At 37.6% G+C, this 15,382-nt stretch carries 16 protein-coding genes; 4 read left to right on the top strand and 12 right to left on the bottom strand.

Annotated features, from left to right (window positions below; genetic code table 11):
* Positions 1-125: 125 nt before the first annotated feature.
* Complete coding sequence (locus OK414_RS05175) at positions 126-977, bottom strand: GRP family sugar transporter (protein ID WP_014461263.1); 852 nt, start codon at positions 975-977, stop codon at positions 126-128.
* Positions 978-1,266: 289 nt separating this feature from the next.
* Here OK414_RS05175 and OK414_RS05170 point away from each other — a divergent pair, with 289 nt between their 5' ends.
* Positions 1,267-1,581 carry a winged helix-turn-helix transcriptional regulator gene (locus tag OK414_RS05170; RefSeq protein WP_013082054.1) on the top strand — a complete coding sequence of 105 codons (315 nt, stop codon included), beginning with the start codon at positions 1,267-1,269 and terminating at the stop codon, positions 1,579-1,581.
* 23 nt (positions 1,582-1,604) lie between these two features.
* On the opposite strand, the gene OK414_RS05165 is transcribed toward OK414_RS05170, so the two are convergent.
* The 11 genes from OK414_RS05165 to OK414_RS05115 form a co-directional block, all read right to left on the bottom strand.
* Entirely contained in the window at positions 1,605-3,578 is a 1,974-nt protein-coding gene (locus tag OK414_RS05165) for a sensor domain-containing diguanylate cyclase (RefSeq protein WP_263045655.1), read from the bottom strand.
* Positions 3,579-3,781: 203 nt separating this feature from the next.
* Positions 3,782-4,555: an EAL domain-containing protein gene (locus tag OK414_RS05160; protein ID WP_095380032.1), complete on the bottom strand. Its 774-nt coding sequence runs from the start codon at positions 4,553-4,555 to the stop codon at positions 3,782-3,784.
* 240 nt (positions 4,556-4,795) lie between these two features.
* The gene (locus OK414_RS05155) at positions 4,796-4,969 is read right to left on the bottom strand and encodes a hypothetical protein (RefSeq protein WP_162837679.1); all 174 of its coding nucleotides are present in this window, start codon (positions 4,967-4,969) and stop codon (positions 4,796-4,798) included.
* 294 nt (positions 4,970-5,263) lie between these two features.
* Positions 5,264-5,626, bottom strand: a complete 363-nt coding sequence (locus OK414_RS05150; protein WP_263045656.1) for a hypothetical protein — start codon at positions 5,624-5,626, stop codon at positions 5,264-5,266.
* The gene (locus OK414_RS05145) at positions 5,627-7,237 is read right to left on the bottom strand and encodes a DUF6792 domain-containing protein (RefSeq protein WP_263045657.1); all 1,611 of its coding nucleotides are present in this window, start codon (positions 7,235-7,237) and stop codon (positions 5,627-5,629) included.
* The gene (locus OK414_RS05140) at positions 7,230-7,916 is read right to left on the bottom strand and encodes a hypothetical protein (protein ID WP_216873942.1); all 687 of its coding nucleotides are present in this window, start codon (positions 7,914-7,916) and stop codon (positions 7,230-7,232) included. Before OK414_RS05140 ends, OK414_RS05145 begins: the two co-directional genes overlap by 8 nt.
* Positions 7,917-8,174: 258 nt before the next feature.
* On the bottom strand, positions 8,175-8,564 hold the full coding sequence (locus OK414_RS05135; RefSeq protein ID WP_034653927.1) for a PepSY domain-containing protein: 390 nt from the start codon (positions 8,562-8,564) through the stop codon (positions 8,175-8,177).
* 205 nt (positions 8,565-8,769) lie between these two features.
* Entirely contained in the window at positions 8,770-8,952 is a 183-nt protein-coding gene (locus OK414_RS05130) for a DUF3973 domain-containing protein (RefSeq protein WP_013055747.1), read from the bottom strand.
* 229 nt (positions 8,953-9,181) lie between these two features.
* On the bottom strand, positions 9,182-10,162 hold the full coding sequence (galE, locus tag OK414_RS05125; RefSeq protein WP_047931778.1) for a UDP-glucose 4-epimerase GalE: 981 nt from the start codon (positions 10,160-10,162) through the stop codon (positions 9,182-9,184).
* A 197-nt stretch (positions 10,163-10,359) separates the two neighbouring features.
* The gene (locus OK414_RS05120; RefSeq protein ID WP_263045658.1) at positions 10,360-11,244 is read right to left on the bottom strand and encodes a fumarylacetoacetate hydrolase family protein; all 885 of its coding nucleotides are present in this window, start codon (positions 11,242-11,244) and stop codon (positions 10,360-10,362) included.
* Positions 11,241-12,440, bottom strand: coding sequence for an amidase (locus OK414_RS05115; RefSeq protein ID WP_263045659.1), 1,200 nt, complete (start codon positions 12,438-12,440; stop codon positions 11,241-11,243). The genes OK414_RS05120 and OK414_RS05115 overlap by 4 nt, the downstream gene beginning before the upstream one ends.
* A gap of 203 nt (positions 12,441-12,643) precedes the next feature.
* On the opposite strand from OK414_RS05115, the gene OK414_RS05110 reads away from it, so the two are divergent.
* The 3 genes from OK414_RS05110 to OK414_RS05100 all read left to right on the top strand — a co-directional run bounded on the left by OK414_RS05110 (position 12,644) and on the right by OK414_RS05100 (position 15,333).
* Complete coding sequence (locus tag OK414_RS05110; protein WP_216873935.1) at positions 12,644-13,354, top strand: M50 family metallopeptidase; 711 nt, start codon at positions 12,644-12,646, stop codon at positions 13,352-13,354.
* A 148-nt stretch (positions 13,355-13,502) separates the two neighbouring features.
* The gene (locus OK414_RS05105; protein WP_216873933.1) at positions 13,503-14,216 is read left to right on the top strand and encodes a suppressor of fused domain protein; all 714 of its coding nucleotides are present in this window, start codon (positions 13,503-13,505) and stop codon (positions 14,214-14,216) included.
* A gap of 184 nt (positions 14,217-14,400) precedes the next feature.
* Complete coding sequence (locus OK414_RS05100; protein ID WP_016763291.1) at positions 14,401-15,333, top strand: aldo/keto reductase; 933 nt, start codon at positions 14,401-14,403, stop codon at positions 15,331-15,333.
* Positions 15,334-15,382: the final 49 nt, after the last annotated feature.

The raw sequence follows: 15,382 nt of genomic DNA, 5'->3' as shown, positions 1-15,382 counted from the left end.
GCGTCCTAAACCTGTTGATCCACCTGTAATTACAACTACTTTATCTTTTAAATCTGTATACATAATAAAATCCTCCTAGTGTTTTCATTTATTCATACATACTATCATTAACTTTTACGTAAACGTTAACTTTTAGCCATTCCGAGGAATACGCCACCTAAAATGATGAGCACAATACCAATCGTAATTGAAATAAGCTGACGCTTTGTTTTCTTTTCTCCAAGTAAGAAGATACCGCCAAGCGTTGAAATAACGATTCCCATTTGTGATAATGAGAAGCTTGTTGCAACTCCTACTTTAGGTTGAGAAATAAATAAGAACATATTACCAGCTGCCCAAATGAGGCCTGGAATAATGTTGCGAATTGCGTATTTATTAAACGGTTTGTGTTTATAAGTAAGTATAAGTCCACCAATTAACATACCAATTGCTTGTGGGAATAGTGCCGACCAGCCGTCTACATTAAATAAACGAGCGACAACTACATACACTAAGTATCCAATTGTTGAAATAATAAGGGTAATGATCCCTTTTTTGAATTGTCCAGATTGCTCTGGGTTTTTTTCGCTTTCTAGTGATGTTAGCACGATACCAATAACAATGAAAATAAGAGCTAACACGCCTAAAATAACGGTTGTTGTTGTTGACCACTCGTGAAACACGATAACACCGAACAGCGATGTCGTCACAAGCTGCATACCAGTTGAAATTGGCATGGTTTTTGAAACACCAATATAATCAATCGTTTTCAACTGATTACTTTGCCCAACTGCCCAAAATAATCCCGAAACGATTCCGACAATAAAAATAAGCGGCGTCAACACTGGATGAACTACGAAATAAATAACGGCTGAAAAGATCAGCGCACCAATTGTAGTCCCAAGCGTTTGACTGTAAGGACCTCCGCCCAATTTAACGTTGAACAGGACAATACTTCCCCAGAAAATCGCAGGAAGAATAGCCAAAAGGATATCCATTTGATACTAACCTTCTTTCTCAAACTCTTGATGTAATTGTAAATTTAAAGTACCTTTTACTTAACTAGGTAACTTTATGTAACCAATCTTAGACCTTTTTTCTTGATACGTCAATAATAATATGTCGATTTTGTGACTTTTTTTAAAAACTTTACAATACAGCGTTTCCAAGCTACTGAAAGTTTTGAAAATAAAAAAAGATAGCCTTTTCATTATCCAAATGCTAGTATATAATAACATTACAAGAGTTACTTTTAATATCCTATATACGATAAAGTAGGTGGCATGAATGAATGAATTTGATGAGTTATGTCCAAAAGTGTGGAAAACGTTTGATATAATAGGGAAAAGATGGAACGGGTTAATTATTTATGTCCTGATGAGCGGTCCTAAACGCTTTAGTGAAATTCACAGCAGCATTCCCTCTTTAAGTAAACGAATGTTAACCGAACGAATGAAAGAGTTAGAAGAAGAAGGCATTGTAATCCGGCACGTTATTCCTGAACGTCCGGTTCGTATTGAATATATCTTAACTAAAAAAGGATCAGAGCTTGGTACGATCTTAGGCCCCGTCAGCAAGTGGGCAAAAACATGGATAAAATAAAAAAGCCTCTTTGGAGGCTTTTTTTACGTTTGGTAGAGGATATAATTATTTTTCCCTTCTCTTTTTCCTTTATATAACGCATCATCTGCATTTTTTAATAATGAAGCAGCCGATTCCCCGTCTTCTGGATAAATAGAGACACCGATGGTAGTTGTTGTGCACAAACAATAGCCCCGTACATTCCAGCTTTGCTGAAGAGATACGTGAATTCGCCTAGCAATTTGTTCAATTTCTCGTCCATTTGTTACGTTTAAAATAATGATAAACTCATCTCCGCCCAAACGATAAATGCGATCGCCTTTCCTCACACAGCTTTTTAACCTCTTCGTGTATGCTTTTAGAAATTCGTCGCCTATATGATGGCCATATTCATCGTTAATCTGCTTAAAATTATCACAGTCGAGAAACAAAAGCGCAAAAAACTCATCGCTTTTTTGCTTCCCTTTTTCAATTACTTTGTTTAACTCTTTTAATAACATCGCCCGGTTGGGAAGACCTGTTAAACTATCGTGAGTGGCTTCAAAATGAAGTTTATTTTCTAGCGCTTTTTGTTCTGTAATATCATTATGAATCGAGACATAATAAGTAATATTTCCCTCTATATCTTTTAATGGCACAATTGTGTTCGATACCCAGTATAACTGATTATGCTTCGTCCACATTTCAAGCTCGCCTCGCCATACTTTTCCGCTTTTTATTGTCTCACGCAGCTCAGAAAGGTCATGACGAAGCCCTGCATCTCGATAATACTTCCCCAATAAATCTTCTTTTTGATAATCTGAATAACGTATATACATATCGTTTATATAAGTGATAGTTCCATTTGCATCTAGAATCATAACGCTAGCTGATTCATCAAGCGCATATTTTATATTTTCAAGTTCTTTCATTGTATAAGCCAGCTGTTCTTCTGCTTCTTTTTGAGGCGTAATATCGTGTAAAATTACGTAAGCACCAACCGTTTGATTATTTACTTTGACAGGAATGGTTGTAATGTACACATGCTGTGCGGAATGTTGACTTCTACGAAGTGTTAGCTCTGTGCTGTAGCTGATTGCTTCATATACATTCCAAGACTTGTAATTACAGACTCCCAGCCTTTTAGCAATATCTCGGTAATTTTGGTGCAGCACATCGCTTGCAGAAAGATGAAGCGTTTCTAAGAATGCGCTGTTAATATTTAAAATCGTACCGTCCATATCCAGCATACAAACTGCGTGGTGGTGATTTGTAAACAGCGACTTGTACCACTGTTTACTTTCAATAAGCTCCAGTTCTAACTTTTTAATCGGTGTAATATCTCGGTAAATCACCGAATAGGCGACCAGTTGATTTTGATCATCATAAATCGGTGAACAGCTGACAGATACACACACGCTTTCGCCGCTTTTGGTGTACCTGACTGTTTCATAAGGAAGCAGCGTCTTACCATTTTTTAATTCTTCGATTAATTTAAGGTTTTCTTTTCCCTCTTCTTTTGATACGATGTCCATCTCTTGACGGCTTTTTCCTATAACTTCTTCTTTTCTCCACTGAAATAGCTTTTCAAATGCTCCATTGACTGTTAAGACCTTCTCATTACAATCAGCAATTAGAATGGCATCTACCGTGTTTTCTAGAAACGCATCGAGTAAACGCGTGCTCTCTTCCTGCGTTTTTTTATAATGAATTTCTTGAGCCATGACAAGGACATGTGAAGGGGCCGTCGCTTGATTAAAAAGAGGGGTAAATGTTACTTCATATGCATGCCGGTCGGGCTGAAAAAGCTGTATATATTGATATTGAATTGGTTCTTTCGTGGCAATAGCTTTTTCACAAAGTGTGTAAAAAAGCAGATTTTCTTCTTTATTGATTATCTTGTCTTCCATTTTTTCAAAGAATTGCTGAGCTGCTTTGTTACATTCTTTATAATATAGATGATGTTTTTCTTGCTGAATTAAAATAACAGGCTGCGGCATATTCATAAAATAAAATTGGAATACCCCTTCACTATACATACTACATATCCTCCATCTGCCTTTGAACTTTCATTGAACCTTTTATTTCTATATGTAATTCACTCATTATTCCAAACAAACACGTCTGCTTCACCCCATAAAACCTCATAATTTTTTAATAATTTTAGATACTTATATCATCTTTACGTCTAATTACCTATTTATATATTAGGATACATCATCTATTTAGTGAAGGATATGTTTTAGGAGTGCAGAAGCCTTTCTCGTCTGAATAAACTGCGGTACTTATTATAAGTTAAGTAGGAAGAGATCGACTGCGGCGTGCCCAGCAAATAGCCCTGAGCAGCATGTAGGTTTAACGAAATCGCTGCGGCTAAATCTTTATCTCGTTCAACGCCTTCTAAAATGAGATTCGTATGCGGATAATAGTTAACAAGCAAATCAATCAGATCTTTCTTTTGCTTGCAGTCGGCTAGCCCTTCAGCATAGCTTCGGTCCAATTTCATATAGTGAGGTTCGTACATGCTCACTTGTCTCATCGCTGCAGCCCCTGCTCCAAAATCATCAATCGCAATTTTGAAACCGGCCTCTTTCAAACTCATTACTCGGGTAAAAAGAGCAGGCGATTCCCATAAAATCTTTTCATGAAGCGTTTCATTTAACTCCCATACAATGCGATGCTTCGCGTTTTTATAGGTGTTCAACAGATACGTTAAAAACAGCTGAAAATGCGGGTGGAGAAGAGTAGATGGAAACACATTGATAAATACATCCTCTGATTTTAATACCTCAAACGGAAAGTTCTTTATAGCCCCTTCAATTGCCATCGTATCAAGCTTGTACAAATAATTATGGCATCTTGCCAGTGAAAACAACTCTTCAATTTGCCCTTTTGCGAAAGCTGTGCGCAGCAAAGCCTCAAAACCCAGCGTCTCCCACGAATTCAACGCATAAATAGGCTGATATACAAACTGAAAGTCTTCATACGTCAGTTCCTTTAAAACATGAGCATCCATTCTTTCGTTTAATCACCTTTCGTTTTCAATATACTATTTCTTCCATAACCTAAACTTATAAAAATATATCCTAAAAACAGCTAATTGTCCATTAAAAGTAAGATATTCCATTAGGCGATTTAGGTATTTTGAGACTTGCTGGAGGCTTATGATAGCAACAAAGAAGTGTTTTAGAGACTTTTATGCTTTTGATAGATAGGCTGTAAAAGATGTTTCAAAAAAGAGTGAACTCAATCTCATCTAAAACGAACAAATTGGATAAAGGAGCTGGACTGCTTGTGACACCGCGGTTGATTTCCGTGCATGGCTTCGCTTTCCGCGGGCGGGCGCTGAGCCTCCTCGTCGCTTGCGCTCCTGCGGAGTCTCACCTGTTCCGCTTTTCCCGCAGGAGTCTTCGCCTTGCCCTCCAATCAACCGCTAGAAGCATCTAATATGTGAAATTTACGTTTACCAAATACTTAGCGCAATAACCTGTTATCGCTGGCTTGTAATCATTAAAAGCTGGAACGTTGGGATAGCGGCTTTCGTTTATTAGCCATATTGCCTATTAAAATTGCTGCCCCTGTAATGATTGCGGAAAGGGTCTTCGTACGTTTTTTCATTGTCCTACACTCCCTTTATTATTCTTTTGAAATAAATGGGACTTAATGTAAATTGTTTAACATATAAAAATCCCTCAGACCACCGTCTGAGGAATAGCAGTATGCCTTATGTTAATTCCCTTTCATCCATTGATTCTTTATATCGAATTTCGTACTCTCTCTTATGCATATCTGTAACAGAATGCATAAAACTCATAATATGCTGAAATGATCCAGTATCATACTGCTGAGCTCGTAGCGTATATCCCCGCTCAGCTGCTTCGAATTTACTTTTAACCGCATCCGCAAACTTACCCGTTTGGTTTTCTAAATAGCTTTTAGCATGCCAAAGCTTTTCATTCACTTCTTGATCCTTCTTGATTAACTCTTTAATCCTTTTTGCCTGCTCGTCCTTAAAGTCATCACTATCAAATTGGAACGTATATTTACCGCTCGTTGTTCCTGTGTGTGTAAAATCAAAATCAAACAATTAAATCCCCCCTACTACTTCTTTCATGCTTTTAATATCTGAAGCTACCGATTCGTCAGCTTCCATCATCTTCTCGAAATTTTGGAAGAACGCTTCAAGAAACTTTTGATAGTATGTAACTTCCTCTTGAATAGAAGAAATAATCTCTTCAACAGGGGTAAATACACTATCGTCTAGCGGGTCAAACGTTTTGTCAAACGTCACTTTTTCAGCCACACGCTTTTGTCCAAACCATGCGAGGGTAGCGCCGTCTTTATCTGCCTTTTCCATGAATGACTGAGGAGAAGCTTCTTCTCTTGATATCTTCATTTTTAACTTTTTCTTCTTAGCTTCGAAGACTTCGTTAATTTCACTATGTAAATACTGCTTTAGCGCATTTAAGTTTGCTTCTTTGTCTTTAATGGCATTAGCACAGTAATAAACAAACTTCTTCATTTGTTCATAATCTAGCAAGATTTCTTCCTGAGATCCTGAATCAAAAACCTGATAATACGTCTTCATAGCATTAGCTTCTGTGTATTTGACAACGTAATTAATTCCGTGGAGTTTTGCTTGTTTACTTTGAGATATTCCTTTGATAAGTTGAAATGTTGCTCCAGGGCTAGTAAATGTATTTACCATTACTACTGCACCTACTCCTATACCTGCTTTAATCTCTCCAAAATGAAGAAAAGGATATCTTTTTACACTCTCAAGATATTGATCACGTGTTTCTGGCAGGTTAAGCAACGTTTCTTGTTTCACATGACCATTAACAAACCCTAAACCGCCTAATGTTGTCTTTACTCCAAGGTTGTACCGGAATTGGTCTATCATATATACTGGGTTCCATTTTGCTTCTTTCTGAAAAGGATATTTTCCAATGTTAATCATTTCTGCTGTATCTAAATCTCCAAGCATGGTTACTTTATTGCCTGCATACCAACTACCGGGAAAAGATTGCGCATGCATTGGTTCGCCTTTCACCCAGGTATGGCTAATGGTAGCTTTTTGTTTTTTATAATAAGTGTTGGCTAAATTAACCAGATTCTCCGGTGATACATTTTTGTCATGTTCACGACGTGATACATATAATGCGAATTTTGGATCTAATCTTTCTAATTGCTTTAAGTTAACGGGAGCATCGTTTAATGCCCTTATATCTTTAAAATTCTTTTTTATTAGGCCTAAAGTTACTATTAAATGTCCTCCTAATGAGTGCCCATCGCCATACCTTGTAACTTTCCCATTAGAAGCCTTAATTTTTGTTTCGACTTGTTCATACATCTTTTCAGCATCGTTAATTTGTTCATTATTTTTACCTGCTCCAATCCCTAGAGCATCGTATATAACATCTCCAAAATCTTTAGATGGTTCTGTTCCCCTAAAAACATAATAAACTTCATTAACATTATGCTTTTTATCGTAAAAATGAATAGCTGCCCCATCAAACCCAGATTTAATTCCTATTCCCATTTCTTCACTAGTATATATTTTGAAGTTAGGTGGATTTTCACCTGTAGCTTCTTTGTAAATTTTTTTAATTTCTTTTTCTTTTCCTGATAACCCGCTGTACTCGAGTTGAGTTATTTTATTTCTTATGTTGTTACTTAATATAGGTTTTTCATTCATGACTTTTACCCTCGCTAAAATTGATACTTTTTAACATCGTTAAAAACCATGTCTTTCTATCCATTTGATTATTTTCTGCATTTTCACCTACACTGTCATATATTAACTCAATTACTTTATCTGATTCTTTATCTGCTACATAGGCTACATAAATATTGGGTGTGTGTTTTTTACTGTCATGTACTATATGTTGGTTGGTACCACGAAAATATGTATATGCATAATCATAATAAATTCTTGTATTAGAGGTTTCTAGTTTTTCAGGTTTTTTAACATCTAATTGTTCTTTGAATAAACTCTCCATATAAATTGATTCTGATTCTGTATCATTCTCTGAAAATTTAGCATTGATAGAGTACATTAGTTTATTATTTTTATAGAGTTTAGTGTAAGAGGCTGACCAATTTTCATATGATTCGCCATTTCTAGTATAATCCTCACGGTATTTATGTAAAACTTGATACTCCTCTGGAAACCACATCGTATACTGCCCGGTCTTCGACTTAAATTCATAAAACCCGTCATCCACTTTTTTATCTTTGTTTAAGAATTCACGCGTAAAGTGATCATCAAAAGCAGGGACGTTTGGGTATCGGCTTTCGTTTATCATCCATATTCCTCCTATTAAAATAGCAGCTCCTGCAATGACTGCAATAATGATCTTCGTACGTTTTTTCATTGTCGCACACCCTTTTAGTTATGTTATAACCTATGTTTTATACATGTTCGATACTATCATACTTATAATGGGAGAGTCATAAGCAGAACGAATCAAAGAACCATAATTAGGAAGTGGTTATTTTTTACTATCACTTACCCTTTCTATTAAAGAAATAATCACTTCTTTTTTTATCATTGTTACCTTTATTAATGATTTCTCTCAATAAAGAAAACCTCACTTTCAAAAAAGTGAGGTTGATTACATAATATAAGCCATTTACTGAATGTTTCGCTCCTCTTGTGCCAGCACATCAATTTCAGCATCAATCTTTACGCTGTGGGTTTTTCCATCAGGTCCAAGAATCACAATTTCGTACTGCTTGTTAGTGAGAACAATCGATTCGATAATACCTTTATGCTGTCTTAACGCATATGCTTTTGCACGGCTTTTAGTTAAAGGAATCGTTTTTTCTTTCAAAATACTGCCGGTTTCGGCGTTAATTTTTACTTTGTGCTCTTCTCCGTTTAACGTAAGGATATCTACTATATAAATAGGAAGAGTGAGTATTTTACTCAGCGATATGGATTTGACAATGCCTTTATATTCTTTTAATGCGAGAAGCTTTGCTTGTTCTTTCAACAAAAGAGATCGTTTTTCAGAAATCATTTGACGCCATCCTTTCTAGTTTATAAAACGGACTGCTGTTTCAATTTCTTAACGTACCATACCCTATGTATACGTCTACTAACTAGTATAGCGGGCTTGTCTTAAATTTATCTTAATATTACATGAAAGATAGCTGAAGAAAGCTGTTATTCACTGAAAAAACTAGACCTGGTTAGATCTAGCTTCTTATTGGTGAATGTGAATTCTACATTTTTTTCGTTTCGAATCGTTCTACGGCTCTCATTTGTTTGATTGATGGGGATTTGTGGACGCACATGCCTAGATGGACTTTTTGAAGCAAATAGGGATCAATGTAAAAACCATTTTGAAAGATGTTTTCTTTTTCCTGTTCGTCATGAAATTTGGAGCATCTTACACAGTAATACATATCATAACCTCCTTGCGGACTATTTTATAAACGGGGATAGTTGTGAATGGTATATTTACCTACATCATATGGAAAAGAACAAAAGTCGTGCTTGTTTAGGGAAAATGTCCGAAAAGAAGAAGGCTTATCTGTGGGCTAAAACACTGGATTTTAAAAATGATTATTTAGAACATAAATCAGTTTAATCGTAATAAAAAAGCCTCTTTCAAAAAGAAAAGAGGCTTTTTTATTAATTTGTTACTTTTGCGCTGTTTTGATGCCAGTTCCAAGCTGATGCGATGATTTTTTCTAATGAAATTTGCGCTTTCCAGCCTAATTCTGCATGAATTTTATCAGAAGATGCAACTAGGCGTGCCGGATCTCCAGCGCGACGGTCTGCCATTACAACATTCGCTTTTTTACCGGTTACTTTTTCACACGTTTCGATCACTTCTTTTACAGAGTAGCCAAGTCCGTTTCCAAGATTGTACGTTGCTGTTTTCTTCGAGCCGTCTAACAATGCCTGAAGCGCTGAAATATGAGCATTCGCTAGGTCCGTTACGTGAATGTAGTCACGGATGCACGTTCCGTCTGCAGTATCGTAGTCTGAGCCGAATACAGAGATGTTTTCACGTTCACCAAGAAGGTGCTGAAGAATGATCGGAATCAAGTGCGTTTCAGGATCATGGCACTCGCCAATTTCTGCTGTTTCGTAAGCACCCGCTGCGTTGAAGTAACGAAGCACCACATATTCCATATCGTAGGCACTTGCAAAGTCAGCTAAAATCTGTTCAATCATTAACTTTGAACGTCCGTACGGATTTATTGGGTTTGTTGCCGTATCTTCTGTAATAATATCTACAGAAGGAATCCCGTATGTAGCAGCAGTAGATGAAAAAATAAACTTTTTCACATTGTGCTTCATCATCGTTTGTAAAAGGGTTAACGTCGCAGCTACGTTGTTTTGATAATATTTAAGAGGATCTGTTACTGACTCCCCTACTAAACTATTAGCAGCAAAATGCATGACAGCATCAATTTTATGATTTGTGAATACGCTTTCTAAATCTTTCTCATTACCTAGATTTCCTTCTACGAATACCGCTTTCTCATCGATTGCCCAGCGATGACCCGTTGATAGATTATCAAGCACCACAACTTCATTTGTTTTCACTAATTCTTTTACTAGGTGGCTTCCGATATAGCCTGCTCCTCCGATGACTAAAATCATACTGTCAGTCAGCTCCTTTTTATTAAGTGTCGCTACAGATATCGTACCCGTTTCTTTTCCATTTGTAAATATTTCATTTTTCAGTATATGATACCGCAGCTGTCTCTTTTAATTAGTATATCTACTAATTGTGAACTGAGTGTGAAGATATTCGTTTCTGCTCAAAAACCCGTGCGTGTAGGCAACGGGTTTTCTTCTTAGATTTGCTGAGGCACTTTCTTCATATCTTTTACTTTATTTTTTAATGGAAGCATCCCTTCAATATGACATTCAATACAGTCCCCGTCTTCAATAACAGCCGGTCCCGGCGTTCCTGTTAGAATGATATCACCTGGATGCAGCGTCATGACTTTTGAGAAAAATGAAACACAGTATGCGATGTCGTAAATCATATTAGACACTGTATTTTCATGCTGCATGTCTCCGTTTAGCAATGTGCGCACTTGAAGTGATTTCACATTTGATATACTTTCTTTTGTAATAAATTCTGAGCCTATACTGCAAAATGTATCAAAGCTTTTCGCTCGCATTAAGTAGCGATGATTCGCCGCATGAATATCAGCTGCAGTTACGTCAATTGCTGACGTATAACCAGCAATTACGTTTATGGCTTCATCTGGCTCTATATCCTTACACGTTTCACCGATTACCACCGCTAGTTCCGCTTCAGCCGTTGTTTTGTAGGACTGCTTTGGAATACGAATGCTGTCATCTGGTCCAATAATGGCGGTTGCGGGTTTTAAAAAACTAACTGGATCAATGGCACGGTTGTAGTCTTTTAATTTTTCTTCAGAAGCCGCATAATTAAACCCAATGCCTAACAATTTCGACGGGTTACTAATGATAGGAGCTGTTTTTCTGCCCTGCAAGTGCAGTACGGGAACAGAGCTGTTCATACCAAATTTATTATGGGCGTACCATGTTTCAAGGTGGCGAAGTTCTTTATATTGAATAAGATCCCAAATTGTTGTAGACCAGTTTGTTAAATATTTAGTATTGATATCTTCTATAAGCAGAATGCTGTCATTATCTAAAATAGCTGCTTGTTCTTTCCCTTGCTCTATTATATTTACTAACTTCATGATACGCTCCTTACCGATGCTTGAATGATACGACCGCTGTTTTCTTTCACCCAATTTAATAATTTTTCATCTTGGTTGTATCCTGCAATAAAAGATAAACCGACTGGCAAACCGTCTAGTTCTCCTGCAGGTATCGTAACTTGGGGAAGACCGCTCAGGCCGGCAATACACGTCATTTGAAGTGTTCGCAATCTTCTGTTTTCTAATTCCGGTCCTCTTGCATCTTTTACAGGCGCGGGTCCTGGAGCTGTAGGAAGGACTAATATTCCTTCTTCCCCAAGCTGTGAGTACATAAAATAGCGAAGTTCACGACGCTTTTCTTCTATATAATTCATATTTAATAATGTAAGAGTGCTGGCCCATTGAAAGCGGCTTCCAATGTCTTCTCCAAACGTTGGGTTTTCTTTTTGAATCCACTCTCCGTGCGTTTGCCAGATTTCTTTTCCTTGCAGCAAACGGAAGGTTTCCATATATGTAGAAAAACCCTGAGGAGCAATCGCTATCTCTTCTATAGTAGAGAAAGACTCCATTACGTGGTTGATAGACGGCGCAAGAGCTCGCATGCTTTGTTCATCCACAAGTTCCATCACATCTGTTGGTACATACAGCCGTGTAAATCCACTAGCACGCGACGTTGAATTTAATAAAACCGCTCCTACTTTTTGCAGGGTGTGGCCGTCTCTAGCCATTATACCAACTGTATCAAAGCTTGGAGCAAGTGGAATCAGACCGTTTGTAGAAATGCGTCCGTGAGAAGGACGATACCCAAAAATACCGCAGTAGCTTGAAGGAATTCGAACCGATCCTCCCGTATCTGTTCCAATCGCAAAATCAGTTAGTCCCGCTGCGACAGCAACCGCTGATCCGCTTGAAGAACCTCCCGGAATTCGATCTGCGCTTTTTGGGTTTACGGGTGTTCCGTAATGCGCGTTTTCTCCATTTAATCCGTACATAAGCTCATCGGTATGCGTAACTCCCTTTAGTGCAGCTCCTTCTTTTAAAAGAGCAGCTACTACGTCTGCATGCTCGCTTGCAGGCTGATGCGTGGCGAGCCAATCTGGATTTCCCGCACTTGATATATGTCCTTGTACATCAAATACGTCTTTTAACGCAAAACTCAAGTTATTTAACATTCCCGTTCCCGTTGGAGGTACGTAAAGGTCACTGTCTACAAATGCGTTCCACGTATCTTTCATTCAACCATCTCCTCATTTCTTATATCTGTTTAGAATATAAAATTTGGAATAAGCTGGTCAATGAATGTGTCAGGTCTGTTAACACTAATATTATGTAAATCTTCCAGTTTCTCTTTTCCTAGAGAAACTAGCCGTTTCATTTCCCTTTTAGCACGTTTGCGAGTAAAGTAGAAACATATCATTTTACGAAAAGGACTATCGCGATGGAACAATCTACTACGCTTTTCTTATTTATTTTATTAGCTTTTGTGCTAACAAGAGGCATTCCCTTTATAGGTTCATTTGCTCCTAGCATTAATCAGCTGCTTCGGCATATTGGACGTTATTTTTCAAATTTAAATACGATGTTTCATGAAGATGGCCACGCGTTAATGGGGCTTATTGTCGGAAAAGGCGTCAATCGCATTGAGCTTTATACCAATAATGAAGGCGTAGCTGTGACTGCCACCTACGCAGGATCCCGTGGATGGCTGCCGCGCGTTATTATTGCTTTAGCCGGCTACCCGTTCAGCTCAGCAATGGCTTATTTGTTTTTCTACCTGCTCGTTCACCATCACTACGACTGGCTTTTTTACGGGTTAGGAAGTGTTGTTGTTATTAATTTACTGCTTTGGGTACGCAACGGATACGGAATTGTGTGGCTTTTTTCTATCGGTTTGATCCTCGGAGGTATTTATTATTTACAAGACCCACAGCTTACACGCTACAGCATGATGTTTGTTGGTGCGCTCTTACTTGTAGAATCTCTATTTTCTGCCTTTATTATTTTTGTGTTAAGCATCAAATATCCACAAGATGCAGGTGACGCTACGAGTTTAAAGCAGCTTACCCATCTTTCAGCACGCTTTTGGGGTTTTTTATTTTTCGCACAGGCCGTGTACGTGGCTTATTTAATTTTTCAACTGATTTATTAAAGACAAAATTCTATGATTTCCTAAGAAAAATTTGGGTATTTTATAATTTAAAAGAATAATTTACTTTCATGCACTAAATAATGGTTTACGAGTTCCCTTAATGAGGTATATATTGGGTACTATGAAGTCGTAAAGAGGTGTGGGATACTTGTCATTATTCTTAAAGTGGAAGCAAAAGAAGCAGGAAAAAGAAGCAGAGCGTGTTCTTGAGGAATCAATCTCAAAAAGAAATGACTACTGGAACACAATTGGACATGTAGACGGAGACGTATTAACTCATTTGTTAAATCCCATGTTTTTTGGCGGGCCTGCTTGGCCATCTGGACGTCAAACATTTATTCGCGTTCAAAAAACAGAGACGGTTATTCTCGCAAGCGACGGCTTGTCCGATCCGTTTCAATCACCCGAAGAAAAGAGCCGAAAGCAAGGAAAAGGATTAGAATTCTATATCGAATGCGATGATGAATCTCTTCGCGGACCTTTATCTGATATCCAGGATCACTGGGCATTTGACCTTCTTTATCAAATGAGTCAAAATGCTGCCGCTCATCCTAATATGCTAGAACTATTCATGAAGCACGATATTCTTTCAATTGAATTTACTGATTTGGACGTACCGTCTCATTTTGTAAATGAAAATGGAGAAATTGGTGTATTGCTAGGCGTTCAGTCTCCTTCTGTTTCAGCTAGCCTCTCTTTACCTTACGAATCTATTAAACTGATTAGCATGAAGCTTCTTACACCAAACGAATTAGAGTATGTACGCGAACAAGGAGCGCAAGGACGCAGGCAGCTTGCTGAAACATTTCAGCTGTCAAAAAGTTATCATATTACCATGACTAAAAGAGAATCTCTTATTTAAAAGAGGTTCTTTTTTTATTTCTGCTATTGAAATAGAGCCCTGTAGAATATACTCCTTATTTACATGTAACTCAAGTTCACATACTTTTTTAAAGCTGCTTTTCATATGAGCGTACTATTTTTGATTCATGGTATATTTTGCTATAGTAAAAAAGAAGATATAAAAAAGGAGATGGACGTTAGACATGGCAGAAAAAGTACAGATTGGAAAATCCGAATTATATGTTAATCCTATTGGACTTGGAACAAACGCTGTAGGAGGACATAACTTATATCCTAACCTAAACGAAGAAGTCGGCAAAGACCTTGTTCATAAGGCGCTAGATAATGGCATAAACCTCCTTGATACAGCGTTCATTTATGGTCCAAAACGTTCTGAAGAACTAATTGGTGAAGTGCTAAAAGAACGTGGAAATCGTGAAGAAGCGGTTATCGCCACAAAAGGAGCACATAAAATTGTTGGAGATGAGGTACTGCTAGACAACTCTCCTGCGTTTTTAAAACAGTCAGTTGAAGATAGCTTAAAACGCCTTCAAACAGATTATATCGATTTGTATTATATTCATTTCCCAGACAAAAACACACCAAAAGACGAAGCGGTTGGTGCGTTAAAAGAACTAAAAGATGAAGGTAAGATCCGTTCTATTGGCGTATCAAACTTCTCGTTAGATCAGTTAAAAGAAGCAAATAAAGATGGTTATGTAGACGTGGTACAAGGCCAATATAACTTAATTCAGCGAGAAGCAGAAAACGATATTTTACCTTATACGGCTGCAAACCGCATTTCATTTATTCCATACTTCCCGCTAGCTGCTGGTTTACTTGCTGGGAAATACGATAAAAACACAAAGTTTAATGACCTGCGCGAAGATATGCCTCATTTTATCGGGGAAGCATTTCAGCAAAATCTAGAAAAAGTAGAGCGTCTTCGTCAAATCTCTAGCGCAAAAGGCGTAGAAGTAGCTCATCTTGTTCTGGCTTGGTACTTAACGCGCGATTCAATTGATGTATTAATTCCAGGGGCAAAACGCTCTGAACAAGTACTTGATAACTTAAAAACACTAGATGTTCAGCTCACTTCTTCCGAAATTAAAGACATTGATCATATTTTTAAATAATATAAAAAGAGGCTCGGACAAAATAGCTGAAGGGAAAACCGAACAATCA

The organism is Priestia sp. JV24, from assembly GCF_025910025.1.
Taxonomy (GTDB): Bacteria; Bacillota; Bacilli; order Bacillales; family Bacillaceae_H; genus Priestia; species Priestia megaterium.
The sequence above is the reverse complement of the archived record's forward strand: the minus strand, read 5'-3'. Positions and strand labels throughout refer to the sequence as shown.

What these genes read in the sequence shown, in the direction of transcription:
- OK414_RS05175 (WP_014461263.1), bottom strand. Translation starts at nt 977, where the DNA reads ATGGATATCCTTTTGGCTATTCTTCCTGCGATTTTCTGGGGAAGTATT.
- OK414_RS05170 (WP_013082054.1), top strand. Translation starts at nt 1,267, where the DNA reads ATGAATGAATTTGATGAGTTATGTCCAAAAGTGTGGAAAACGTTTGAT.
- OK414_RS05165 (WP_263045655.1), bottom strand. Translation starts at nt 3,578, where the DNA reads ATGTATAGTGAAGGGGTATTCCAATTTTATTTTATGAATATGCCGCAG.
- OK414_RS05160 (WP_095380032.1), bottom strand. Translation starts at nt 4,555, where the DNA reads ATGGATGCTCATGTTTTAAAGGAACTGACGTATGAAGACTTTCAGTTT.
- OK414_RS05145 (WP_263045657.1), bottom strand. Translation starts at nt 7,237, where the DNA reads ATGAATGAAAAACCTATATTAAGTAACAACATAAGAAATAAAATAACT.
- OK414_RS05140 (WP_216873942.1), bottom strand. Translation starts at nt 7,916, where the DNA reads ATGAAAAAACGTACGAAGATCATTATTGCAGTCATTGCAGGAGCTGCT.
- OK414_RS05135 (WP_034653927.1), bottom strand. Translation starts at nt 8,564, where the DNA reads ATGATTTCTGAAAAACGATCTCTTTTGTTGAAAGAACAAGCAAAGCTT.
- OK414_RS05130 (WP_013055747.1), bottom strand. Translation starts at nt 8,952, where the DNA reads ATGTATTACTGTGTAAGATGCTCCAAATTTCATGACGAACAGGAAAAA.
- galE (WP_047931778.1), bottom strand. Translation starts at nt 10,162, where the DNA reads ATGATTTTAGTCATCGGAGGAGCAGGCTATATCGGAAGCCACCTAGTA.
- OK414_RS05120 (WP_263045658.1), bottom strand. Translation starts at nt 11,244, where the DNA reads ATGAAGTTAGTAAATATAATAGAGCAAGGGAAAGAACAAGCAGCTATT.
- OK414_RS05115 (WP_263045659.1), bottom strand. Translation starts at nt 12,440, where the DNA reads ATGAAAGATACGTGGAACGCATTTGTAGACAGTGACCTTTACGTACCT.
- OK414_RS05110 (WP_216873935.1), top strand. Translation starts at nt 12,644, where the DNA reads ATGGAACAATCTACTACGCTTTTCTTATTTATTTTATTAGCTTTTGTG.
- OK414_RS05100 (WP_016763291.1), top strand. Translation starts at nt 14,401, where the DNA reads ATGGCAGAAAAAGTACAGATTGGAAAATCCGAATTATATGTTAATCCT.